Annotated in this window: 21 protein-coding genes and 5 pseudogenes; 21 read left to right on the plus strand and 5 right to left on the minus strand. The window is 68.2% G+C overall.

Annotation, left to right across the window (positions count from 1 at the left end):
• Nucleotides 1-129: 129 nt before the first annotated feature.
• The 12 genes and pseudogenes from E1193_RS00690 to E1193_RS31600 all read left to right on the plus strand — a co-directional run bounded on the left by E1193_RS00690 (nucleotide 130) and on the right by E1193_RS31600 (nucleotide 9,916).
• Nucleotides 130-1,419 (plus strand): sugar ABC transporter substrate-binding protein, encoded by a 1,290-nt coding sequence (locus tag E1193_RS00690; RefSeq protein WP_243707184.1) that lies wholly within the window; start codon nucleotides 130-132, stop codon nucleotides 1,417-1,419.
• A gap of 89 nt (nucleotides 1,420-1,508) precedes the next feature.
• Complete coding sequence (locus tag E1193_RS00695) at nucleotides 1,509-2,450, plus strand: sugar ABC transporter permease (protein WP_243707185.1); 942 nt, start codon at nucleotides 1,509-1,511, stop codon at nucleotides 2,448-2,450.
• Entirely contained in the window at nucleotides 2,447-3,262 is an 816-nt protein-coding gene (locus tag E1193_RS00700) for a carbohydrate ABC transporter permease (RefSeq protein WP_132179157.1), read from the plus strand. The genes E1193_RS00695 and E1193_RS00700 overlap by 4 nt, the downstream gene beginning before the upstream one ends.
• 3 nt (nucleotides 3,263-3,265) lie before the next feature.
• On the plus strand, nucleotides 3,266-4,414 hold the full coding sequence (gene dgoD, locus E1193_RS00705; protein WP_132179159.1) for a galactonate dehydratase: 1,149 nt from the start codon (nucleotides 3,266-3,268) through the stop codon (nucleotides 4,412-4,414).
• A 4-nt stretch (nucleotides 4,415-4,418) separates the two neighbouring features.
• A complete protein-coding gene (locus E1193_RS00710; protein WP_132179161.1) occupies nucleotides 4,419-5,057 on the plus strand; it encodes a bifunctional 4-hydroxy-2-oxoglutarate aldolase/2-dehydro-3-deoxy-phosphogluconate aldolase in 639 nt (212 codons plus the stop codon).
• Complete coding sequence (locus E1193_RS00715) at nucleotides 5,054-6,007, plus strand: sugar kinase (protein ID WP_132179163.1); 954 nt, start codon at nucleotides 5,054-5,056, stop codon at nucleotides 6,005-6,007. Before E1193_RS00710 ends, E1193_RS00715 begins: the two co-directional genes overlap by 4 nt.
• 35 nt (nucleotides 6,008-6,042) lie before the next feature.
• Nucleotides 6,043-7,272, plus strand: a complete 1,230-nt coding sequence (gene manD / locus E1193_RS00720) for a D-mannonate dehydratase ManD (RefSeq protein ID WP_132179165.1) — start codon at nucleotides 6,043-6,045, stop codon at nucleotides 7,270-7,272.
• The gene (locus tag E1193_RS00725; RefSeq protein WP_132179167.1) at nucleotides 7,262-7,801 is read left to right on the plus strand and encodes a gluconokinase; all 540 of its coding nucleotides are present in this window, start codon (nucleotides 7,262-7,264) and stop codon (nucleotides 7,799-7,801) included. The genes manD and E1193_RS00725 overlap by 11 nt, the downstream gene beginning before the upstream one ends.
• A 344-nt stretch (nucleotides 7,802-8,145) precedes the next feature.
• Nucleotides 8,146-8,366: pseudogene (locus E1193_RS00735) on the plus strand (transposase); the annotation flags it as partial.
• Nucleotides 8,367-8,502: 136 nt separating this feature from the next.
• Nucleotides 8,503-9,087 (plus strand): hypothetical protein, encoded by a 585-nt coding sequence (locus E1193_RS00740; protein WP_207922474.1) that lies wholly within the window; start codon nucleotides 8,503-8,505, stop codon nucleotides 9,085-9,087.
• A 216-nt stretch (nucleotides 9,088-9,303) separates the two neighbouring features.
• Entirely contained in the window at nucleotides 9,304-9,747 is a 444-nt protein-coding gene (locus E1193_RS00745; RefSeq protein ID WP_165945536.1) for a hypothetical protein, read from the plus strand.
• Nucleotides 9,725-9,916 carry a hypothetical protein gene (locus tag E1193_RS31600; protein WP_243707186.1) on the plus strand — a complete coding sequence of 64 codons (192 nt, stop codon included), beginning with the start codon at nucleotides 9,725-9,727 and terminating at the stop codon, nucleotides 9,914-9,916. The genes E1193_RS00745 and E1193_RS31600 overlap by 23 nt, the downstream gene beginning before the upstream one ends.
• 39 nt (nucleotides 9,917-9,955) lie before the next feature.
• Here E1193_RS31600 and E1193_RS00750 read toward each other — a convergent pair whose 3' ends face one another.
• A complete protein-coding gene (locus E1193_RS00750) occupies nucleotides 9,956-10,309 on the minus strand; it encodes an ADP-ribosylation/crystallin J1 (protein WP_132179171.1) in 354 nt (117 codons plus the stop codon).
• Nucleotides 10,310-11,116: 807 nt separating this feature from the next.
• Here E1193_RS00750 and E1193_RS33905 point away from each other — a divergent pair.
• Nucleotides 11,117-11,173, plus strand: a pseudogene (locus E1193_RS33905) (hypothetical protein); the annotation flags it as partial.
• Nucleotides 11,174-11,413: 240 nt separating this feature from the next.
• Here the strand turns inward: E1193_RS33905 and E1193_RS00765 are convergent.
• The gene (locus E1193_RS00765) at nucleotides 11,414-11,962 is read right to left on the minus strand and encodes a transposase family protein (RefSeq protein ID WP_347876999.1); all 549 of its coding nucleotides are present in this window, start codon (nucleotides 11,960-11,962) and stop codon (nucleotides 11,414-11,416) included.
• Nucleotides 11,963-11,999: 37 nt separating this feature from the next.
• Here E1193_RS00765 and E1193_RS00770 point away from each other — a divergent pair.
• A pseudogene (locus E1193_RS00770) lies at nucleotides 12,000-12,104 on the plus strand (IS5/IS1182 family transposase); the annotation flags it as partial.
• 77 nt (nucleotides 12,105-12,181) lie between these two features.
• The gene (locus tag E1193_RS00775) at nucleotides 12,182-12,622 is read left to right on the plus strand and encodes a hypothetical protein (RefSeq protein ID WP_132179173.1); all 441 of its coding nucleotides are present in this window, start codon (nucleotides 12,182-12,184) and stop codon (nucleotides 12,620-12,622) included.
• A gap of 305 nt (nucleotides 12,623-12,927) precedes the next feature.
• Here the strand turns inward: E1193_RS00775 and E1193_RS32730 are convergent.
• A pseudogene (locus tag E1193_RS32730) lies at nucleotides 12,928-13,041 on the minus strand (transcriptional regulator); the annotation flags it as partial.
• Nucleotides 13,042-13,739: 698 nt separating this feature from the next.
• On the minus strand, nucleotides 13,740-15,248 hold the full coding sequence (locus tag E1193_RS00785) for a cellulase family glycosylhydrolase (protein WP_132179175.1): 1,509 nt from the start codon (nucleotides 15,246-15,248) through the stop codon (nucleotides 13,740-13,742).
• A 184-nt stretch (nucleotides 15,249-15,432) separates the two neighbouring features.
• Between E1193_RS00785 and E1193_RS00790 the strand changes: the two genes are divergently transcribed.
• The 5 genes from E1193_RS00790 to E1193_RS31605 all read left to right on the plus strand — a co-directional run bounded on the left by E1193_RS00790 (nucleotide 15,433) and on the right by E1193_RS31605 (nucleotide 21,539).
• Entirely contained in the window at nucleotides 15,433-16,623 is a 1,191-nt protein-coding gene (locus E1193_RS00790; RefSeq protein ID WP_165945554.1) for an ROK family transcriptional regulator, read from the plus strand.
• A gap of 386 nt (nucleotides 16,624-17,009) precedes the next feature.
• Nucleotides 17,010-19,457 carry a glycoside hydrolase family 2 protein gene (locus E1193_RS00800; RefSeq protein ID WP_243707187.1) on the plus strand — a complete coding sequence of 816 codons (2,448 nt, stop codon included), beginning with the start codon at nucleotides 17,010-17,012 and terminating at the stop codon, nucleotides 19,455-19,457.
• A 109-nt stretch (nucleotides 19,458-19,566) separates the two neighbouring features.
• A complete protein-coding gene (locus E1193_RS00805) occupies nucleotides 19,567-19,956 on the plus strand; it encodes a hypothetical protein (protein WP_132179181.1) in 390 nt (129 codons plus the stop codon).
• Between the two features lie 227 nt (nucleotides 19,957-20,183).
• Nucleotides 20,184-20,975, plus strand: coding sequence for an SMI1/KNR4 family protein (locus E1193_RS00810; protein WP_132179183.1), 792 nt, complete (start codon nucleotides 20,184-20,186; stop codon nucleotides 20,973-20,975).
• Nucleotides 20,976-21,383: 408 nt separating this feature from the next.
• Nucleotides 21,384-21,539 (plus strand): hypothetical protein, encoded by a 156-nt coding sequence (locus tag E1193_RS31605; protein ID WP_165945555.1) that lies wholly within the window; start codon nucleotides 21,384-21,386, stop codon nucleotides 21,537-21,539.
• A 9-nt stretch (nucleotides 21,540-21,548) separates the two neighbouring features.
• Here E1193_RS31605 and E1193_RS00815 read toward each other — a convergent pair whose 3' ends face one another.
• A complete protein-coding gene (locus E1193_RS00815; RefSeq protein WP_132179185.1) occupies nucleotides 21,549-22,028 on the minus strand; it encodes a hypothetical protein in 480 nt (159 codons plus the stop codon).
• Nucleotides 22,029-22,231: 203 nt separating this feature from the next.
• Here E1193_RS00815 and E1193_RS32735 point away from each other — a divergent pair.
• Nucleotides 22,232-22,377: pseudogene (locus tag E1193_RS32735) on the plus strand (RNA polymerase subunit sigma-24); the annotation flags it as partial.
• Nucleotides 22,378-22,442: the final 65 nt, after the last annotated feature.

Raw genomic sequence — 22,442 nt, forward strand, 5'->3', positions numbered from 1 at the left:
GAGCATATCAGTTAGATCAACCTCTTGAATAAATCTGCTTTTTCGGCCTAGCATCCGGATGTTAAGCGGATGTAAACACCGGGGTTGGCGCCCTACCCGGGCAGCGACCGGGACAGAAGGAGAGATAGCGTGCGACGTCGATCGATAATCGGCACTTCTCTGGCCATGGTCGTCGCCGTTGGCCTGTCCGCCTGCGGTGGCGGTGACGACGGCGGCAGCGGGTCGAACACCCTCCGCGTGACGCTGGTCAACCACGTCTGGACGGAGAACATCAAGAAGGCCCTGCCGGAGTTCGAGAAGCAGACCGGCCTCAAGGTCGAGGTGACGCAGCTCGGCGAGGACCAGCTGTCGGACCAGTACAACGTCAAGCTGAACGCCGGATCCACCGACCTGGACGTGATGATGTACCGGCCGCTGCAGGAGGGGAAGCTGTTCGCCCGGAACAAGTACCTTGCCGACCTGACCGACAAGGCCAAGTCGGACGGCGCGTTCGAGTTCGGCGACTTCCAGCCCGGGCCGGTGCAGGCCACCACGTACGAGGACAAGCTGGTCGGGGTGCCGATCATCACCGAGCAGGAGGTGCTCTACTACCGCAAGGACCTGCTGGAGAAGTCTGGATTCACCGCCCCGCCGAAGACCCTCGACGAGCTCAAGGCCCAGGCGGCGAAGGTCGAGGCCGACAACCCGGGCGTGGCGGGCTTCGTGTCCCGGACCGGTAAGGCCGCCGCCGTGACCCAGTTCTCCAGCTTTCTGTACAGCTTCGGGGGCGACTTCGTCGACGCGAGCGGCAAGGCCTCCGTCAACACCGAGCAGGCCAAGCAGGCCTACGCGTACTACGGCGGTCTGCTGCGCCAGCACGGCCCGGAGAACATCAGCACCGACATGAGCTGGTCCGAGGCGATGGCGATCTTCACCCAGGGCAAGGCGGCGTTCTACACCGAGGCCAACTCGCTCTACAGAAACGCCACCGATCCGGCCAAGTCGAAGGTCTCCGAGACGGTCGGCTTCGCCCCCTTCCCGGCCGGCCCGGCCGGCTCGAAGCCGTACAACATCCCGTCCTGGGCGCTCGGGGTGAACGACGCGTCCAAGAACAAGGACAACGCCTGGAAGTTCATCCAGTGGGCGGCCGGCAAGGAGCAGTCGCTGGCGCAGCAGAAGGCCGGCGTCCCCGGCGCCCGCGCCTCCGTGTGGGCGAACCCGGAGGGCACCGCAATGTTTCCGCAGGACCTGGCCGAGGCCACCAAGGTCAGCACCGCCAACGGTGTCGGCCACGACCGCCCGCTGGTCGTGAAGGTCGCCCAGGCGCGGGAGATCGTCGGCCAGCCGATCGTCGACGCGATCACCGGCAAGGACGCGGCGGCCTCGGCCGACGCGGCCAACGAGGCGTTCCAGAAGTTCCTCGACGACGAGGCGAAGTAGTCCGACCGCGGGTGGTGGGGCTGACCGGCTTCGCCACCCGCGCCGGGACCCTGGCCGCCCTGAGAACCCCGGAGACCCTCATGTCAGCCGTGACCACACCCGTCAGCAGACCGTCCGAGACCCGCCCGGCGTCCCCGGCGGCGTCGGCCTGGTCGCGTTGGGCCAACGCGCACCGCAAGTGGCTCTTCGCGGCGCCCGCCATGGTGTTCGTCGCCGTTTTGATCATTTTTCCGGTCGCGTGGACCGGGTACCTCAGCCTGACCGATGCCGAAGGGTCGGTACGCGCCGAGAGCGAGTTCATCGGCTTCCAGAACTACCTGGAGGTGCTCTCCGACACCGACCGGTTCTGGCCGGCGGTGTGGCGCACGATCCTCTTCACCGGCGTCGTGCTCCTTGTCGAGGTCGTGCTCGGCATGGCGATCGCCCTGCTGCTGTGGCGACCGTTCCGGGGCGAGAAGTGGGTCCGCGTCGCCATCCTGATGCCGCTCGTCGCCACGCCGGTCGCGGTCGGCATGATGTGGCGGCTGATCTTCGACCCCAACATCGGCATGGCGAACCAGATGCTGAGCTGGTTCGGCATCGGCCCGCAGCCGTGGCTGGCCGGGCAGAACTCGGCCCTGCCGACCACGATGTTCATCGACATCTGGCAGTGGACCCCGATGGTCGTGCTGATCTTGCTCGCCGGCCTGACGTCGCTCTCCGACGAGCCGCAGGAGGCGGCGCTCATCGACGGCGCCAGCACCTGGCAGCGCTTCCGGCACGTCACCCTGCCGCTGCTGATGCCCACCGTGATCGTTGCGATCCTGCTGCGCGGCATCGACGCCCTGAAGACCTTCGACATCCTCTACGCGACCAAGGGCCGCGGTGGCGGATCCTTTCACGAGGTGGAGACCTTGAACGTCTACGCCTACGGCCTCAGCTTCGACTACAACGACTACGGCGTCTCATCGACGGTCCTCATCATCTTCTTCCTGATCATCATCGGGGTGATGTGGGCCTTGACCTACCGCAAGAAGGGGCTGGAGCGATGAAGCCGAGCAGGCCGTTCAAGGTGTTCCGGGCGGTGGCCCTGGCCGTCGTGGTGTTCTCGCTGGTCGCGCCGCTGCTCTGGATGGTCGCCGCGTCATTCAAGACCAACGTCGACATCTACGACACTGGCAAGGCCTTCGCCTTCTCGCCCACGCCGGACAACTACGACACCGTCCTCCAGCAGGCAAACTACGTCCAGTTCATCGGCAACAGCCTCTGGGTGGCGCTCGCGGCCACCGTGTTCTCGCTGATCCTCGGCGTGCCGGCGGCGTACTCGATGAGCCGTTTCAACATGAAGAAGTCCGCGCTCGTCGTGCTCATGGCCCGGGTGATCCCCGGCGTCTCGCTGCTGGTGCCCTGGTACTACGTCTTCTCGAATCTGCAGATGGTCGGCGGGTACACCGTGCTGATCCTCAGCCACATGTTCGTGTCGTTGCCGCTGGTGGTCTACATCATGATGGGCTACTTCGACGGCCTTCCCACCGAACTCGAAGAGGCGGCCCTGGTCGACGGACTGACCCACATCGGCGCGTTCCGGCGGATCACCCTGCCGCTGTCGGTGCCCGGCGTCGCCACCGCGGGAATCCTGTCCTTCATCTTCTCCTGGAACAACTTCATGTTCGCCCTGGTGCTCTCCGGGGCCGACACCAAGACGCTGCCCGTCGCGATCTTCGATTTCATCGGCTACGCCAGCATCGACTGGGGCGGCCTGATGGCGGCGGCCACCGTGGTCACCCTGCCGATCATGCTCATCGCCCTGTTCGTGCAGAAGTACATCGTCTCCGGCCTCACCGCCGGCGCCACGAAGGGCTGAGGCATGACGACGATCGCACGGGTCGAGACGTTCCTCGTCGCGCCGCGCTGGCTGTTCGTCCGGGTGGAGACCTTCTCCGGAATCGTCGGCTGGGGCGAGGCGACGTGCGAGGGCCGCTCCGAGACGGTCCGCACCGCCGTCGAACAGCTCAGTGAGCTGCTGGTCGGCCGGGACGCGCTGCGCATCGAGGACCACTGGCAGGTGCTGACCAAGGGCTCGTTCTACCGGGGCGGACCGATCCTGGCCAGCGCCGTCGCCGGGCTCGACCAGGCGCTGTGGGACATCGCCGGTAAGCACTTCGGCGCGCCGGTGCACCAGCTGCTCGGCGGCCCGGTCCGGGACCGGATTCGAATCTACGGCTGGGTCGGCGGCGACGAGCCCGACGAGGTCCGCGACCAGATCAGCGCCGCTGTCGAACGCGGCCTGACCGCGGTGAAAATGAACGCGTCCGGGCGGATGAGCGCGGTCGCCTCGGTCGCCGAACTCGACGGCGTGGTCCGGCGGGTGGCCGCCGCCCGCGAGGTGCTCGGCGACGAGCGGGACGTCGCGGTCGACTTCCACGGCCGGTTCACCCTCGCCACCGCCCGCCGGATCGCGCCACTGCTCGAGGAGTTCCGGCCGTTCTTCCTCGAGGAGCCGGTGGTTCCGGAGAACTCGCACCTGATCGCCGAGTTCGTCCGCTCCACCACCACGCCGGTGTCGACCGGGGAGCGGCTCTACAACCGGCAGGAGTTCCTGCCGGTGCTGCAGGCCGGCATCGCGGTCGCCCAGCCGGACCTCTCGCACGCCGGCGGCATCACCGAGGTACGCAAGATCGCCGCGCTCGCCGAGGTGTACGACGTGCAGCTCGCCCCACACTGCCCGCTCGGGCCGATCGCCCTGGCAGCCTGCCTGCAGGTCGGCTTCGCGACGCCGAACTACCTGATCCAGGAACAGAGCATCGGCATCCACTACAACCTCGGCGCCGAAGTGCTCGACTACTGCCTCGACAAGACCCCGCTGACGTTCGTCGACGGGTACGTCGAGCGGCTCACCGCTCCCGGGCTCGGCATCGAGATCGACGAACACGCGGTGCGGACGGCGGACAAGCGCGGCCACGCCTGGCGCAGCCCCACCTGGCGGCACCGCGACGGCTCCTACGCGGAATGGTGATCACATGACCGTCAACCTCACCGCCGAACTCGCCGCTGCCCGCATCCTCGCGGTCATTCGCGGCACTGACACCGCCGGCGCGATCGCCGCCGGGACCGCCCTGCTGGAGGAGGGGGTACGCCTCGTCGAGGTGGCCCTCACCACGCCGGACGCCCCGCGCGCCGTGGCGGCGCTGCGCGCCGTCGCGCCCACGGGGTCCGTGGTCGGAGCCGGCACCGTACTCACCGCCGCCGACGTCGCCGACGTGGCCGCCGCCGGCGCGCAGTTCGTGGTCACGCCGGCCGTGGTGGAGTCGATCTCCGAGGCGGCCCGCCGCGGGATCCCGGTCGCCGCCGGGGCCCTCACCCCGACCGAGGCGTACACCGCGACGCGGATGGGGGCGTCGGCGATCAAGCTGTTCCCGGCGTCGGTCGGCGGCCCGGCGTACCTCAAGGCGGTGCGCGACCCGTTCCCGGACATCCCGTTCGTCGCGGTCGGCGGCGTGGGCTTGGACGACGTGGCCGGCTACCTCGCAGCCGGCGCGATCGCGGTGGGCGTCGGCGGTCCGCTGGTCGGCGACGCCGCCTCCGGCGGCGACCTGGCCGCACTGCGCGCCCGGGCCCGCACCTACCTCGCCGCGGTACGCGGGCCGGTGGGCTCATGACCGCACCGGACCTGCTCACCTTCGGTGAGACCATGGTGTCGTTGCGCTCGGCCGGTCCGCTCGCCGCCGGCGGACCGCTGACCATGCACCTGGCCGGCGCTGAGTCCAACGTGGCCGTCGGGGTGGCCCGGCTGGGCTACCGGGCCGCGTGGGCCGGCCGGGTCGGCACCGACGAGCTCGGCGAGTACGTGCTGCGGCGGTTGCGCGCCGAGGGCATCGGCGTCGATGGGGTGACCCGGGATCCGGATCGCCCGACCGGCCTGATGTTGGTGGAACAGCGCACCGCCGACCTGACCCGGGTGCAGTACCACCGGTCCGGGTCGGCGGGGTCCGCCCTGCGGGCCGACGACCTGCGGGCGTCGCTGTCCGCCGGAGCCCGGATGCTGCACCTGACCGGGATCACGCCGGCGCTGTCCGACACCGCCCGAGACGCCACCCGGTGGGCGGCCGAGGCCGCCGCGGCGGCGGGCGTGCCGGTCTGCCTCGACGTCAACTACCGCGCTCGGCTCTGGTCCCGGGATACCGCCCGCGAGGCGCTCACCCCGCTGGCATGGTCCGCCTCGACCGTCATCGCCTCCGCCGACGAGCTGGACCTCGTCGGTGCCCCCGGAGCCGACGAGTCCACCGCGGTGGCGGAGCTGTTCCGGCGGGGCGTGCGGACGGTCCTGGTCAAGTTGGGCGCCGCCGGTGCCCGGGCGCACACCCCGGACGGTGTCCAGCACGCCGGTGTGCTGGCCGTGACCGCCGTCGACACCGTCGGCGCCGGGGACGCGTTCACTGCGGGCTACCTCTCCGGGTGGTTCGACGGGCTGGACCTCGCCGGCCGCCTGCGTCGCGCCGCCACCCTCGGTGCCTTCGCGGTCTCCAGCCGGGGTGACTACGAGGGGCTGCCCCGCCGCGCCGAACTGTCCCTCCTCGACGGGCACGAGACCGGAAGCGTCCTCCGTTAGCCGCCGCCACACCACGTGAAGAAAGGCACCCCTCCGTGAAGATCGCTGCTGCCGACGTCATCGTCACCAGCCCCGACCGCAACTTCGTCACCCTCAAGATCACCACAGACGAGGGCATCGTCGGCCTGGGTGACGGCACGCTCAACGGGCGGGAACTCTCGGTCGCCTCGTACCTGCGCGACCACGTCGTACCGCTGCTGATCGGCCGGGACCCGCACCGCATCGAGGACACCTGGCAGTTCCTGTACCGCTCGGCGTACTGGCGGCGTGGGCCGGTCACCATGGCCGCCATCGCCGCGGTCGACGTCGCCCTGTGGGACATCAAGGCCAAGGCGGCCGGCATGCCGCTGTACCAACTGCTGGGCGGCGCGTCGCGCACCGGCATCATGGCGTATGGGCACGCCTCCGGCCGCGACCTGCCGGAGCTGTTCGACTCGATCCGCCGGCACCTGGAGGACGGCTACCGGTCGATCCGCGTCCAGACCTCCGTGCCCGGCATCAACGCCGTGTACGGCGTCGCCGCGCAGCCCAGCGCCGACGGCAAGCGGTACGACTACGAGCCGGCGCAGCGCATCCCGCTTCCGGCCGAGGAGGACTGGGACACCCGCGCGTACCTGCGCCACCTGCCCGGCGTGTTCGAGGCGGTCCGCAACGAGTTCGGCCCGGAGCTGCCCCTGCTGCACGACGGTCACCACCGGATGACCCCCATCCAGGCCGCCAAGGTCGGCAAGGAGCTGGAACCGTACGACCTGTTCTGGCTGGAGGACTGCACGCCGGCGGAGAACCAGGAAGCGCTGCGGCTGGTCCGCCAGCACACCACCACCCCGCTGGCGATCGGTGAGGTCTTCAACACCGTGTGGGACTACCAGACCCTCATCCGGGAACAGCTCATCGACTACGTCCGGTCCGCGGTCACCCACACCGGCGGCATCACCGCCCTGCGCAAGCTGCTCGACTTCGCCGCCCAGTACCAGATCAAGTCGGGCATCCACGGCCCGACCGACATCTCCCCGGTCGGCATGGCCGCCGCGCTCCACCTGGACCTGGCCATCCACAACTTCGGCATCCAGGAGTACATGCGGCACGGATCCCTCACCAACGAGGTGTTCCGGCAGTCGTTCACCTTCACCGACGGCTACCTGCACCCGGGCGAGCAGCCGGGTATCGGCGTCGAGATCGACGAGGAGGCCGCCGCCCGCTTCCCGTACGTCCCGGCCTACCTGCCCTTCAACCGGCTCAAGGACGGCACCGTCCATGACTGGTGACCCCGCCCTCACACGGCACGTCGTCGTGATGGGCGTCTCCGGCGCGGGAAAGACCACCCTGGCCCGGCTCCTCGCCGACGCCACCGGACTCGTCTTCGGCGAGGCCGACGAGTTCCATACCGCGGCCAACGTGGCGCGGATGCGCTCCGGTGTGCCCCTGGACGACGCGGCCCGCTGGCCATGGCTGCGCGACCTCGCCGGCTGGATGACCGCCCGGCACCGGGAGGGCGTCTCGACGGTGCTGGCCTGCTCCGCACTCAAGCGGTACTACCGGGACGTCCTGCGGAAGGGACCGCCGACGGTCGACTTCGTACACCTGGACGGCCCGGCTGACGTCATCCGGGAGCGGATGTCACTGCGTGCCGGCCACTACATGCCGGCGAGCCTGCTCGACTCCCAGACCGACGCCCTGGAGACCCTCGGCCCGGACGAACGAGGCGTGGTGCTCGACCTGCGGCTGCCCGTGGCGACGCTCGTCCCGGTGGTGGCGGAGCGCCTCGGTCTGCCGGTCACCGTCAAGGGCGGCTGAGCCCGCGCTTTCTCGGACGCCGGGGTGCGGCCCCCGCGCCGACACCCGGCATTCAGGAGGCAGGGTCGAGCGACTCCGACCCGTGTACGGCGCCAATACCTGTCGCACCTGCTGTGAGCTGGGGCTTCATGAATCTGGGGCACCCTCGCGGTCATGGCGTTCCGATTGATCCATCCAGTCGCGATTCGCATGTTCGACGCCCTGCTGTGCACGGCCGTAGCGACAACACCGGTGCTCGCGGAGCTACTGGCCCTTCGCCATGAGGTTGCGGTACCACGCCGCCAGATTCACGGCCGACCACGACTGTCCTGGCCAGACCGGACGGTTCTGAACGCGCGACGACCCGTCTCACCACCTGGATCGCCGAGGTCAAAACCACCGGCCCCACCTGCACACATTCACCCGCGGCCTCGGCCTGGACCGCGACGCCGTCAACGCCGCACTGACCCACCCGTTCCACAACGGCGGCACCGAAGGCGTCAACACCAGAACCAAACTGAGCAAGCGACTACTGTACGGACGCGCGGGCTTCGCCCTCCTACGACACCGCATCCTGCTCGGTTAACCCCCCACCCTTCGTCACCACCGATCGTGAGACAGAGCCATGCGAACGGTGTTTCAGGCGTCTTCGGTCAGTAGGTTTCGGCGCCCGGCCAGCGGTCACCGGAAGTGATGGCGCTGCTGTACTACGCTCGCCCCTCATGGCAGACATCAAACCGATCGCGGACCGCGAGGGTCGCATAGGCGGCATCGAGTCCATCTTGGTCGATGGGCGCAGGTGGTTCTTCGGGTTCGACTACAGCATGGACACCGCAGTCTCGCCGCTGATCGACGACCAGGCGCGGATGGCAGAGTTCGCCAGCAAGCACATGCTCCAGCGCGACGGGGCGCACGACGTCGCCTACTGGCGAGATCTGGTCGACTCTTCGGTCGAGACATCCGGCATCGTGGGTGAGGACGAGGATCGCACCTACAACAGTGAAACCCTGACAGCGGAACGGCTGTCGCCCAGCACGCAACTCATGTACCTGATGGGCGCGGCGACGGCGTGGGACGACTCATTCTTCGAGGACGAGGCCGTCCAGGCCGCGCTCACCACGATTGGCGTGCGGGAACGCGACCGCGAGGACTGGGACTGCCTCGACCAGTGCATTGCGGCCACACGCTCGGACAGCGCCGAGGTGAGCAGGGCCGGGACGCACCTCATGACGCTGTACCAGCGATTCATCTTCGACAATCTGCCGGCGAACTGGCCCGAGGTCTTCGCCGCCCTGCGGCCGATCTGACCAGCTCGCCGATCGCCGACCGCCCCGAGCGGCCAGTGAAAATCACCGAATCAGCCCCTGGCGTGGTGGTTCTTGCCGACACCCCTCGTCCGTCCGCTCTCCCACACGATCAGCTCACCGCCCAACGCCTGACGGGATCGCCGTCCTGATGACTTGGGTGATGTCCGGGAGTCGGTGGCGAGGCTCCGACCGGCACGCCCGCTGACCGCGCTGCTGGTGGTGGTGGTGGTGGTGGCGGTTTGTGCCGTCATGGCCGGAGCATCGTTGTTCGCCGCGATCACGGATTGGCTGCACAACCTGGACAAGCAAGCCCAGGACCAGCTCGGGTTCCGCATCGGCGGCGGCCGCCAGGTGCTCCTGCTGTCCGCCCTGGACACCACCACCGGGATCGTGCTCGCCCAGGTCACCGTGGACGCCGAGAGCAATGAGATCACGTCCATCACCGTCGCCACCCCCGGCGGCATCACCTTCCCGCACGCCCAGCAGGCCGTGCGGATCACCCGCACCCGCCTCGTCGCTGATAAGACCAGCCGCGAAACCGCCTACCTGACCGTGTCACTGCCCGCACGCCAGGCTCTGCCCCGCGACCTGCAAACCTGGATCCGCCGACAGGCACATCGAAAACAAGATCCATCACGTGCGCGACGTGACGTTCCGTGAAGACCTCCACCAGGCCCGGACAGGCAACGGACCCGCCGTCATCGCAACGCTGCGTAACACCGCGATCGGCTGGCACCGCACCGCCGGCGCGACCAACATCGCCCGCGCCACACGCCGATCACACGACCTCATCACCGCCGTGACCAGCGGTTACCCGACAACGCAATAGCCCTGGGATCTCATCCTCGTTCACTGTCACCACGTCCGTTCAGCGGCCGGGCCGGAACTCGTGGACCACCTCGATCAGCCCAACAATGTGCCGGTTGAACTCGTCGAGTTCCTCGGCCGGCACCCACAGCTCGAGGATGTCGCGGCCGCCGGCGTGCCGGACCGGGTAGCGGGAGGCGAACTCGCGGTCGACCTCGAACCGGGTGACGTAGCCGACGCCGGAGGCGGATACGTTCCAGTCCCGGGCGATCATGATCGCGTACTGCTCGTTGAGGACCGGATAGAAGATCGGCTGGTCGGGCAGCCGCGGCGGCCACGCCTTCCAGCCGGTGGCGCGCACGAGTTCCAACTCCTCGGGGCCGGTCGGCCGCCACAGGGTCATCGTCTCGGCCATCGCGGCACTCCTTCCTGGCGGGCGCAGAGTACCGGCTGGCCCACGACGTGAACCAGCCGGTTTCGTCCTCAGTGCCGTAAGGACCAGTCGAAGCCCAACTGCTGGGCGGCTTCCACGCTGCCGCCGGTCAGCCACTGCTGCTCGCGCGGGTCGGTTTCGGTAATCTGCCGGACGATTTCGTCGACCACGATTTCGGGGTCGCCTGCTGGCAGTTCAATCACCGCGACGAACTGCAACCAGAGATCTTCTAAACCGACAGGCCGCTTGGGGTAGAAGTACGACACGTGCACCCGGCCCTGGTCGTCCGGCCGTGCCGCCACCCACCCGAGATGGCAGTCCCATCGGCCGAGCAGATCGGGTTGTTCTCGTAGGCGTGTCCGCAGCAGCCGGGCGACAGTTCGGTCGGGCCACTCCCAGGAGTGATCGTTTTCGGCGCGGGCGATTTCGGCGTCGTACTGGGCAGCGTCGAAGTGAACGGTCAGCAGGTCAAGGCTGGGCCGGTCGGGGTTACGAATCGCGATCCGACTGTGGTCCCCGTTCATCGAAAGCTCCGCCAGCGGCACCTGCCCGCAGGGGGTCCTCACCAGCGCGACCCAGCGCGCCCGATGATAGATCGCACGGTCGGCCGACCGGTCGGCGACATCCAGGACACCTGCCCCAGGCAGGCTGGTCGAGCAGACGCTCGAGCGTCGCCCGTACCCAACCCAGTTCGTCGCCCGACCAACGTTCCAGCAGCACCCGGACCACGACATCATCACGAGCTTCCCCGGCATCACCGCCCAGGCAGGCGCCCGGCTACTCGGTGAGATCGGTGACGACCGGAACCGTTTCGCCGATGGGCGATCGTTGAAGGCCTTCGCCGGCGCGGCACCGGTAACCCGTGCTTCCGGCCGCAGCCTGGTCGTATCGCAACGCCGGATCAAGAACGATCGACTCGCCGCGGTCGGCTTCACCTGGGGACTTTTCGGCACTCAACCAGTCACCCGGCACGCGAGCCCACTACGACCGACGCCGGGCCACGGGCGACGGCCAGGCCGCCGCCTTCCGCCACCTGTTCAGCCGCTTCCTTGGCTGCCTGCACCACTACCTGACGGCACGACAGCACTACCGAAAAGCGACAGCCTTCCCGATCACGACGGCCGTCGCTGCTTGACAGTTACGCCCATCGGATGTCTTGTCCGCGAACGTCATCACGTTGCCGCTGGTCAACGCGTCAACGAGTCCGACGGTTCGCTCGGCGGTCAGGTCGTGGACCGCGCCGGGCAGGGCGGGTGAGACCCAGACCAGTCGGCCGGCGGGGTCGGCCACGACCTGCACCGTCACGCCGTGTCGCTTGTGCTTTCCCAAGTAGTACGGCCTCTGCTCGGCGACTCTGTCGATGGGGATGAGGGTGCCGTCGAGGATCGCGTAGGCCAATCGGGCAACTCGTACCGCGCAGGCGTTGATGTCGTCGGCCAGGGCGGCGAGCAGGGTGATCGCCTCGCGGACGTACCGCCAGGCGGTGGTGGTGCCGATGGCGAAGCCGGCGGCGAGGCGCGAGTAGGTGTCACCGTTGCGCAGGTGGGCCAGGACCAGCAGCGCCTGCCGCCCGGGGTCCAGGCGTCGCCACCTGGATCGACACTGCGTTCGGTGTTGGCGGATCAGGTCGGCCAGGCGGTTGAGGGCGGTGAACGGACAATCGCCACGCTCAAGACCCTGGAAGATCCTGATGAAGCTACGCTGCTGCCCACGCCGAGCAACCACGATCGTGCAGGCCATCCTCGTCCTTCACCACGTCGAGACGATCCGCTACGCGGATGAAAGTGGCTCAGTGGTAGGTTCTGCGACGAAGGCGGTCACTCCTTCATGGACCTGTTCTCAGGGGGATGAGAAATGGTAAACAGGCGCATTATCACGTGGACGGTAACCGGCGCTGCCGCGTTGGCACTGGCCGTATCCCAGGCGACGCCCGCGTTGGCCGCCACGACGGTATCGGTCAAGACTACCGACGGAATGCCTATCGGGGGCACGGCCATCTTCTGGGGCAACAATCCCAACGCAGTCGATCCCGATATGCGCAAGCGGGAGAGGCTTGGAGCCTGCGACAAGCAGGGCAACGACGGCAAGATCGTCTATGCCGAGGCGCAGTGGAAGCTCAACGGCCAGTGGCAGTTCTTCTCGCTGTACGACACAAACGGCGCCGGCACCAGCGGCTGCCGCGAGGCATGGCTGCCGAATATCAAAGAGGGCACCACCGTCCACATCAAGGCATGCCTTCAGACGAGCGTCAACCACCGTCAGGAGTACTGCGGCACCGCTACGGGCATCGCCTGAGCTCGTGACCTGCTGACACAGCCCGTTCAGTGAGCGTCTCTCGCTCAATGCTCAGATGATGCCGGGGTTGAGGGCACACCCTTCGTGGCTCTGAACCCCGGCATCTGCATCTCGTCCCGGTGGCGGCTCAGGTCGACGCAGTCGGAAGTCAGAAGGTGCCGGTGTTGGCGGCCGGCGCTGGCAGATCGCCGGTTCGGGCTGACAGGAGCGGGTAGACCTGGGCTGTGAGTGTCGTGTCCTGGGTCAGTGAAACTGCCAAGCCGAGGCTCTGACCTGCCCTGCATCAGATCCATTCAGCCGGCCGGGGCGGCGATCAGGGTTAGGTTCGCCCCGAGCCGTCCGAGCCTATGCCGGACGGCGATTGCTTGTCCGAGCGGCACTGCCGTGAATGGCCTATGCCCGGATTCCCAGCTCTGCACAGCTCGACCGCTGCAACCGCACGCACGAACCCTGCGACGCGCTGATGGCCTGGGCTGATCAGCCTGCCACACCCGAACACATACGCTCCCGACTGGCCACCCTCAGCACCAACACTCCCCAGGTCCGGCTGGCTCGCTCCGACGACCCAGCCGTGACCGACAGCGTCGCCTTCGGCGTCCTCATCGGCCACGTCTGTGTCTACGGCCACCAACGCCGGAACAAAGACGCCGACCGCGTGTACATCGCTGGCCCCCTACCCAACCGCACCTGCCTCGTCCCGTAACCAACACCGCGGCACCAACAAACATCCCCACACCCAGTGGACAAAAAACCCTGATCGGGAGTGGCCCAGGTTCGCCCGCGTCACCCCGCACCCCTGTTTTCCCAGCCCAGGACCACATTCGGAGCACACGGGCCCCTGTTCGTGACAGGCCGTGGGCCACGGTGGCAAGCGTTGGCACGATACAGGTGCTCGCCGCCCTCGAAGGCGCCCTCTTGCTGGCCCGGGCCCGGCGGAACTCCCTCCTGGTGACCTCCGTGGCGGAGAGGGTCACCCGCCACTGGCCCGAACTTGCGCGTCTGGTCGTCGAGGGTGGGTTGCGAGCTGAGCTGGACCTGCGCAAGCGCGTCTTTCACGGGTGGGGATGGGGGCGGTGACCTCGGCCTGGGGACAGGCCGAGGTCACCGCGAGTCTGGATCAGACGTATGGGTTTTGGGTCAGCAGGTGGGCCTTGTAGCCCTCGCCGACACCGGGTTCCGGGGTGCCGGCCCAGTCCTTGATGAGCACGGCGCCGCCGGTGCAGCCCCATGGGTTCCAGGTCCAGGCCAGGTACCCCATGTCGTGCGCGTCGGCCCAGGTAACCAGCCGTTGCATGTAGTCGAAGCTGCAATCGTCCTGACCGAACTCACCGATCACGACCGGCACCTGCTGCGCGATCGGGGCGATCTGGCTGTCCCAGCAGGACTCGTTCGCGCAGGCGTTGAAGCTGTATGCGTGCCAGGAGGCAGCGATGTTGTTCAGCGGGTCGTTCGGCTTGTACGTCAGCCATTCGCGCATGTCGTTGGTCCATTCCAGGCCGCTGACCATGAGCATGTTGGTGGCGCCGGTGGCGCGGACGGCGTCGACGAGGTCCTGCATGCCGGCTGCCTCGTAGGGCAGGCCGCCGCAGGTGCCGCCGTCGCGTAGGCATTGCCAGCCCAGGGTTTTGTTCCACTCGGCGGGCATGTCCGGGTACGGCTCATTGAACAGGTCGAAGACGACGGCGTCGTTGCCTTTGAAGGTGTCGGCGACGCCGGTCCAGAACTGGGGGGCGTACCGCGCGTCCGGCATCGGTTTCTGGCAGGTGGCGTGCTCGTCCTTGCAGTGCCAGTCCGGGCTGTTGGTGTAGGCGCCCCAGGTCCAGTGCAGGTCGAGGATGACGTTGATGCCGTTGGCGACGAGCAGGTTGACGTAGTCCTTGACGCCCTGTTGGTAGGTGGCCCCGCTGGGTGTCCCGTTGACGCCCAGCCAGCATTCCTCGTTCAGCGGTATCCGGACGGCGTGGATGTTCCAGGTCTTCATCGCGTCGACGGATGCCTGGTCGACGGGCCCGGAGTCCCACAGGCCCTTGCCCTGGACGCAGGCGAACTCGCCGCTGGAGCGGCTCACGCCCAGCAGCCGGTACGCCTTGCCGTCCGTGGTGACGATCTTGTTGCCGGACACGCGCAGCTCCGGGGCCCGACCGCTCGGCGGCGGCGTTGTGGCGGTCGGGGACGGGCTGGCAGTGGTGGGGCTGGCGGTCGGTGTGATCACCGAGCCCGTGCACGCGGTGCCGTTGAGCGCGAATGACGCGGGTACCGGGTTGGCGTCCTTCCACGCGCCGAGGAACCCGATCGAGGTGGACGCCCCGGTGCCCAGTGACCCGTTCCAGGTCATGCTGGCCGCCGAAACGCGGGCGCCGGACTGCGTCCAGGTCGCACTCCAACCCTGCGTGACGCGCTGGCCGGCATTGGGGAAATCGAACGTGAGCGTCCAGTTCGACATCGGGTCACCGAGGTTGGTGATGGCGACGTTGGCGGTGAATCCGCCTGTCCACCGGCTCTGCACCGTGTACGTGACGGAGCAGCCGGATGCGGCCGCCGAGGCGGGAAGGGTTGCCGTTGCGATGCCACCCAGTACCAGCGTGCTGGCGGCGCCGGCGGCCAGTAGTGCATGACGGTGTTTCATCTGATCTCCTCGTGGATGGGTGAGGGATCGATGGGAGCGCTGCGGACATCCTTTATTAGGCTGGTTACGAGAGTCAATACCCCGCATGACCGACGCGAGGGGGACGGGAGCAGGCGACGGGAGCGGCACGATCGGAGGGGTCAGTAAAGTAGCTCCGAGGATCGACGGGACGGAGGAGGACACCGTGGCGACGAGCCCGATCTGGGCCAGCCGGCCGAAGACCCGCGGCCTGGTCCTCGATCTGATCAGGTCGGCGCGCACAATCACCCGGATCGAGCTCGCCGAGGCGACGGGTCTCACCGGAGCTACGATCTCCGAGGTCGTGCGCGAGCTCATGGGCGACGGTCTGGTCGTCGAGGCGGGCCGGGGCGCGCCGACGGGCGGCAAGCCACGCACGCTGGTCCAGCTCAACCCGCTGGCGCGCTACAGCGTCGGTATCCAGCTCGAGCGCAACACGTGCGTCATCGTCGTGGTCGACCTGGCCGGCCGGCAGGTGGCCCGCACCTCGTTCCAAGGCGTGGCGACGATGCCGCCGGAGCAGGCGCTGCCGCTGGTGGCGTCGCAGATCGACGCGCTGCTGGCCACGGCGGCCGTCGATCGTGACAGGGTGTTGGGGGTCGGCCTGGTCAGCTACGGCCCGCAGGACCGGCGCGTGGGCGTGTTGTTGACGCCGCAGCCCACCGGCAAGTGGCTCGACTACCCGGTCGCGCGGCGGCTCGCGGAGATTCTCGAGCTGCCCGTCCTGCTCGACAACGACGCCGCGGCGGCCGCCATCGGCGAGTACTGGATGGGCGCGGTAGACCCACGCAGCACCTACGGCTGCATCTACATGGCCACCGGTATCGGCGGTGGGGTCGTGGTCGCCGGTGAGGTCTACCGGGGCAGTTCCTCGAACAGTGTGGAGATCGGCCACATCTCGATCGACGTCAACGGCGACGAGTGCCCGTGTGGCAACATCGGCTGCCTGGAAAACTACGCCGGCCCGTCGGCTCTGGTCCGGCAGGCTCTGGCGACACCCGGGCTCGCTCAGCGGCTGGCGCTCGATCCGGCCGGTGCCGACCTCCTCACCGAGTTCGCGCGGGTCGCGGCTGCGGCGAACGCCGGCGATCCCGACGCCCGGGGCCTCGTCGAGCAGTCGGCCCGCTATCTCGGGTCTGCCGCCGTCACCATGACGGGCCTGTTCGACGTGGACACGATCGTCCTCGCCGGGCCGAGCTTCGCTGTCGCCAGCTCGATCTACCAGGCGGTGATCCAGCAGGAGGTGGACCGCCGCACGTTCGCCCGGCGGCCCATCCGGTGCGGGTCGTACCGTCGGTCAACGGGTCGGACGCGGCGGCGATGGGCGGGGCGGCCCTCGTCTTGCAGAGCCAGCTGACCCTGGCACACTCCCGCCCGGAGGACGTCGTCAGGCCGGTGCCCGCCAGCGCGGGCGGGGTGCTCTGACCCGCCTACCGGTGTTCGTGCGGTGGGGCGCGGCCGGGCCAGGTGGTGGGCTATGCCGTGGAACGGGTTCGGTGAGGCGAACGGGTCCTGGAGCACCATCTGTAGGCGGTGGCGCACGCTGCTCGTGGTCGTGTACAAAACCCGCCTCCCGTCATTGCCAAGTTGCCTAAAAAGCCGTCAATAGGTTCCGGCAGCCACAGCGGCGCCAATCGGCGGCGGGGCGGGAGCATCGCCACGTCCGTCGATCAGACTGCGATTGACTTACTTAAGCTTCCTACGTAAGGATGCGGTCGCCGACCGGCGACAAGAGGGCGGATGATGCGCGAGACCTTGCACGACGGCTGGCTACTGCGGGCCGTGGGAGCGGTGCCGGACGTCCTCGTGGGACGGCAGGTGCCCGCTCAGGTGCCCGGCAGCACCCATCTCGACCTGATGGCCGCGGGCCTCATCCCGGACCCCTTCCTGGATCGGAACGAGGCGGCGCTGACCTGGATGCACCGCGTCGACTGGCAGTACACGACCAGGTTCCAGGCGCAGACGCCTCGACCCGGCGAGCGGGTGGAGCTGGTCTTCGACGGCATCGACACGGTCGCCACCATCGAGCTGAACGGCCACCTGCTCGGCCACACCGCCAACATGCACCGCGGCTACCGATTCGACGTCTCCGAGTCGCTGCACGACGCCGGCAACGACCTGACCGTGACGCTGAGATCCGCGCTCACCCACGCCGAGCAGATGGAGGCCCGGCTCGGCTGGCGCCAGCGGGCCTACCCGCACCCGTACAACGCGATCCGCAAGATGGCCTGCTCCTTCGGCTGGGACTGGGGACCGGACCTCCAGACCGCCGGCCTCTGGAAACCCGTACGGCTGGAACGCTGGGACACCGCCCGCCTGGCCCAGGTGCGCCCGCTCGTGGCCGTCGCCGCCGACGGCACCGGCCGCGTCGACGTACACCTGGAACTGGAACGCGCCGCGGACCGCGACTACACCGCGGTCGTGACGGTCGGCGACCGCGAGGAACGGGTAACCGTCTCCGGCGACACCGCACAGGTCACCGTCCTCGTGCCGGACGCCCGGCTGTGGTGGCCGGTCGGCTACGGCGACCAGCCACTCTACGAGCTGACCCTCACGCTCCTGGCCGATGGCGAGCCGGTGGACACCGACCGGCGCCGAATCGGGTTCCGTACGGTCACCGTCGACACCGAGCCGGACGAGACCGGCACGCCGTTCACCTTCGTCGTCAACGGCACACGCGTCTTCGCCAAAGGCGCCAACTGGATCCCGGACGACCACTTCCTCACCCGGATCACCCCCGAGCGGCTCGCCCGCCGAATCGACCAGGCCGCCGACTCGAACATGAACATGCTGCGGATCTGGGGTGGCGGCATCTACGAGACCGACGACTTCTACGAAGCCTGCGACGAACGCGGCGTGATGGTGTGGCAGGATTTCCCCTTCGCGTGCGCCTTCTACGCCGAGGAGGAGCCGCTACGCGGCGAGGTCGAGGCCGAGGCCCGGGAGAACATCACCCGGCTGGTCGCCCACCCGTCGCTCGTGTTGTGGAACGGCAACAACGAGAACCTCCCCGCCTACACCGACTGGGGCTGGCAGGACGGCCTACAGGGACGCAGCTGGGGACTCGGCTACTACACCGAGCTGCTGCCCAGGCTCGTCGCCGAGCTGGACCCCACCCGCCCTTACGCACCGGGCAGCCCGTACAGCCCCGATGATCTGCCACCCAACGACGCCGACCACGGCACCCGTCACGAATGGGACGTCTGGAATGTCCTGGACTACACCCACTACCGCGACCACCTTCCGCGGTTCTGCGCCGAGTTCGGTTTCCAGGGACCGCCCACCTGGGCCACCCTCACCCGGTGGATCCACGACCAGCCGTTGACACCCACCTCGCCGGCGTTCCTGCTCCACCAGAAGGCCGATGACGGCAATGGCAAGCTGCACCGCGGCCTCGCACCCCACCTGCCTGTCCCGGCCGACTTCGAGCAGTGGCACTGGGCGACCCAGCTCAACCAGGCCCGTGCGGTGGCCTTCGGCATCGAACACTTCCGCTCCTGGTGGCCACGCACCGCAGGAACCCTCGTCTGGCAGCTCAACGACTGCTGGCCGGTCACCTCATGGTCCGCTGTGGACAGCGACGAACGCCCCAAACCCCTCTACTACGCGATCAAACACGCGTTCGCGCCCCGGCTGCTGACCATACAGCCCCGCGCGGGCAAGCCCACCCTGGTCGCGGTGAACGACCACGACCAGCCCTGGACGGGCACCGTCCTCGCAACCAGACAGACATTCGGCGGCGACGTGCTCGCCACCGCTGAGCTGCCGCTCAGCGTCCCACCCCGGTCCACCGCCCTGCTGGACCTCAACGAAAACCTGCTCAAACCCACCGACCCGAGGACCGAGGTACTGGTCGCGACCGCCGGCGACGCGCGTGTCCATCACCTGTTCGCCGAGGACCGGGATCTCGGCTACGAGCCAGCGCCGATTACCGCCAACATCACACCCGCGGCCGGGGGCTACCGGGTCGACGTGCGAGCCAACTCGTACGTCCGGGACCTCGCCCTGCTGGCCGACAAGGTCGCGCCCGACGCGGTCGTCGACGACATGCTCATCTCACTCACGGCCGGAGAGACCCACAGCTTCTTCGTACACACCACAGCGAGCCTTCATTCACCGTCCGCTTTGGTGGGTCCGGAAGTGCTGTGCTGCGCCAACACGGCAGCTCGGGCCGCCGAGAGCCTCCGATAGGACCGCCCACGACATCCACCTGGACCGTCGGTTCACCGCCGCCGCCGATTTGCCGCTCGCGCTGCCTCCGGCGGGGGCCGATGTTGAGGCGGCCGCGCATACTGGGGGGATGACCGGGCCGGAGTTGGTGTTCGACGAGGGAGACTGGCACTACCGGACTAGTGGGGACCGCTGGGGCAGCAGAGGTCGACTTCGGGTGTGGCGCGACGCCGACAGCCGTTTGGTGGCGATGGTGACGATCCGAGACCATGTCCTGAGAGACGACGGGTGCCTCCTACCCGAGCAGGTCCGGGCACGGTTTCCCGACGAGGACGTCGAGGTGGTCGCCTACGAGCCCAGTTGGTGGGGCGCCTACGAGCAGTACTACCTTGCGGTCGCCGGTGACCGCATGTATCGCTGGGAGGAGATCAACGGGTCCATCCTGGCGGAGCGCCTCTCGCCGATCTTCGTGGTCGACGACGAGGGCGACGACTCACCGGGCGGCGACTCCGGAATCTGACGTTGTCGGTGGCTGGGCGCATCCTCGCGATGATCCTGATCAGCGTTCTTCTGCTGGTCCTCCACCAAGCCTTCGGCGACCGATGGGAGCCGCGCCCTGTCGCTTAGAACAACCCGGCCATCGGCACGAGCGAGCGCAGAGCATCACCGGTTGGTCGATTTGACGTGGTACATAGAGTTTCTGATCAGCCGCCAGGTGCGGACTCGCTGATCACATGGAAGAACGGGATGGTCGATCAAGAACAGCCGCTGGGCCGGTATGCGGCCGTGTTCCACGAATTGGTCGAGGGTCGGACGGAGCCCGGGGACTGGTTGGTGTGGTGGGAGCAGCACGAGCGGCAGGTCAAGGCGTTGTGCTCGCCCGGGGTGTTTCTGCGTCTGAAGCCTCGGGGCGCCGGCGACGATCCCGCGCGGCGCGCGCTTGCCAGCCAGCAGGGCGCCTGCGAGGTCCTCGACCTGCTCGGCGTCGGGTATGTCCGATCTGATCGGTATGAGTTGGCCTGGCGGCGGGCCTTCGAGCAGTTCTGCCGGGAGGAACGGGCGAAGGAAGCGGCCAAGGCCGCCGAGTTCACCCCAGCCATCGCGCGCCTCACCGGGCACTTTCCCCGCTTTGCCCGCTTCCTCAAGGCCAACATCGATGATGTCGACAGCTGCCGATCCGGCCTGGACGACGCCGAACTGGCCCGCCTCGAACAGGACTTGGGCCTCCGGCTTCCGGCCGCCTATCGCACCTTCCTGCAGTGCACCCGGGAAGTCGTCTTGGGTGACACGCTGCAGATAACCTCAACTCATCCGTTTGTGCACAACTCGACGAAGGTCGCACTGCCCACCCGGGGCATGTTGTGCATCGCCGACTTCTGGCTCACCGGCGACGGCGACCAGGCCCTGTTCGATCTCCGCGACGGCGTCGTAGACGATCCGCCGGTCCTCTACTACGACCACGACCAACCCGCCGTCCGGCCCATAGCCGCCAGCTTCACCGCGTGGATCGAGAAACTACCCCAGACCCTTGCGGAGTAACGGAACGCGCTGAAAGCCGGGCACTGCGAGGCGCCAGCGAACGCCCTCAACGTTGCTCGTGATGACGCTTCGTGGCGAGCGGATCGCGGCAGAACTTTGCGCGTCACCGTGAAGGAACACGGCGGGCGAGGTGTCGTTACTGCCGACCCCCACGCCGGCGTCCATCGTCTGTACGATCGCGCGGGTGAGCGAGAACCTCCGCCCTGTGCGCCGGGTCAGCGTGGCGACCGTATCGCCGACATCGACGCCGCTGACCGGTCCCAGGTGTCCAGGGCATCCTCTGTCGACCACGCATGGCTGCGACTTCTTCTCCACACCGGACGAGCGCCGTACGAAGGTCGCGGAGGCGGTCGGCCGGTGGGTGCGAACCGCTGGCGACACGAGCACGCCGGTCGTGGTATGGGACGGGTGAACCGCGTACGAGCGACGCGGCACCGCGGGGACGACACCCAGTTGCTCGACCGCATCTATGGGCTGCGGGCCCACGGTGCGCAGATGAGCCCGGTCATCACCCAGATCGAACCCGACCCACCGGTGTTGGCCGACCGATCCGGCGCGAGCTGATCCACCAGCTCAGCCCTTCCTGCGTTTGGCATAGACCAGCTGGTGTTCCCAGCCGCGATTGGATATCAACCTGACTCCGTCTGTGTGCCACCACATGAGGACGCAGAGCAGGAACGCGGCGATCCCGAGACCGGCCGGTATGAAGGACAGCTCGACCCACAGCGGCGTGACGTAGGGCCTGTTGTCCGGAGGCGGACGGTCGAACTGGACAAACACGAAGATGGCGGCGGCCGTGAGGAGGAGGCTGGGCACAGCCGCGGCCAGCCATACCCTGCGCGCCCATCTCGTACCTGCGGCATTGCGGACCCGAACACGCAAACGCGCACCGCATTTGCCGCAGCTCAGCTCCGACACGCTGGCGCCATGAGCCGGCCTGCGAACCGGAATGGGAAAGGTAACGTAGGTGTGGATCGTCTTGTTGCCCAGGCGCTCCACGCGTACCTGATGACCTAGCCGCTTGCTCGCGTAATCGCCGACTGCGCCGCGCATCTCACCTCCGCCGTGCAGAGGTACGAGCATACTGCGAGCGCTGCCTTCACGGCGCCAGTGAACTGGTCGCCGTAATCGAGGAGCATCTAGGCGGTTGATGGCCTGGGCAATCGACTTCGCCTAGCACAGACCGTCGAACCATAGATGCACTGTTCTCGACAGATCGGTGCGCGGACGACTGACCCGCGCCGCAACCTCCCTCCACCGCGGTGGCGGCGTACCTGCACGAACGCGACGGCGACCGGCGGCCCGGCTGTACGCCGAAGCAGCCCGAAAGGCCCCCAACCTCGCTGAGCGCGACCACCTGACGCGCCAAGCCGCCCGCCTCAACGCCCGCCGGGATCGCTGAACCGCCGGTCGGCACCGCACCTTGCGCAAAAATGCACTTCGCCCTCCCCGGTAGGCCTCGTCGAA

It is taken from the genome of Micromonospora sp. KC606 (assembly GCF_004348675.1).
Taxonomy (GTDB): domain Bacteria; phylum Actinomycetota; class Actinomycetes; order Mycobacteriales; family Micromonosporaceae; genus Micromonospora.

What these genes read in the sequence shown, in the direction of transcription:
- E1193_RS00805 (WP_132179181.1), top strand. Translation starts at nt 19,567, where the DNA reads ATGACCGGGCCGGAGTTGGTGTTCGACGAGGGAGACTGGCACTACCGG.
- E1193_RS00800 (WP_243707187.1), top strand. Translation starts at nt 17,010, where the DNA reads ATGCGCGAGACCTTGCACGACGGCTGGCTACTGCGGGCCGTGGGAGCG.
- E1193_RS00700 (WP_132179157.1), top strand. Translation starts at nt 2,447, where the DNA reads ATGAAGCCGAGCAGGCCGTTCAAGGTGTTCCGGGCGGTGGCCCTGGCC.
- dgoD (WP_132179159.1), top strand. Translation starts at nt 3,266, where the DNA reads ATGACGACGATCGCACGGGTCGAGACGTTCCTCGTCGCGCCGCGCTGG.
- E1193_RS00810 (WP_132179183.1), top strand. Translation starts at nt 20,184, where the DNA reads ATGGTCGATCAAGAACAGCCGCTGGGCCGGTATGCGGCCGTGTTCCAC.
- E1193_RS00710 (WP_132179161.1), top strand. Translation starts at nt 4,419, where the DNA reads ATGACCGTCAACCTCACCGCCGAACTCGCCGCTGCCCGCATCCTCGCG.
- E1193_RS00740 (WP_207922474.1), top strand. Translation starts at nt 8,503, where the DNA reads ATGGCAGACATCAAACCGATCGCGGACCGCGAGGGTCGCATAGGCGGC.
- E1193_RS00815 (WP_132179185.1), bottom strand. Translation starts at nt 22,028, where the DNA reads ATGCGCGGCGCAGTCGGCGATTACGCGAGCAAGCGGCTAGGTCATCAG.
- E1193_RS00775 (WP_132179173.1), top strand. Translation starts at nt 12,182, where the DNA reads ATGGTAAACAGGCGCATTATCACGTGGACGGTAACCGGCGCTGCCGCG.
- E1193_RS00715 (WP_132179163.1), top strand. Translation starts at nt 5,054, where the DNA reads ATGACCGCACCGGACCTGCTCACCTTCGGTGAGACCATGGTGTCGTTG.
- E1193_RS00750 (WP_132179171.1), bottom strand. Translation starts at nt 10,309, where the DNA reads ATGGCCGAGACGATGACCCTGTGGCGGCCGACCGGCCCCGAGGAGTTG.
- E1193_RS00785 (WP_132179175.1), bottom strand. Translation starts at nt 15,248, where the DNA reads ATGAAACACCGTCATGCACTACTGGCCGCCGGCGCCGCCAGCACGCTG.
- E1193_RS00725 (WP_132179167.1), top strand. Translation starts at nt 7,262, where the DNA reads ATGACTGGTGACCCCGCCCTCACACGGCACGTCGTCGTGATGGGCGTC.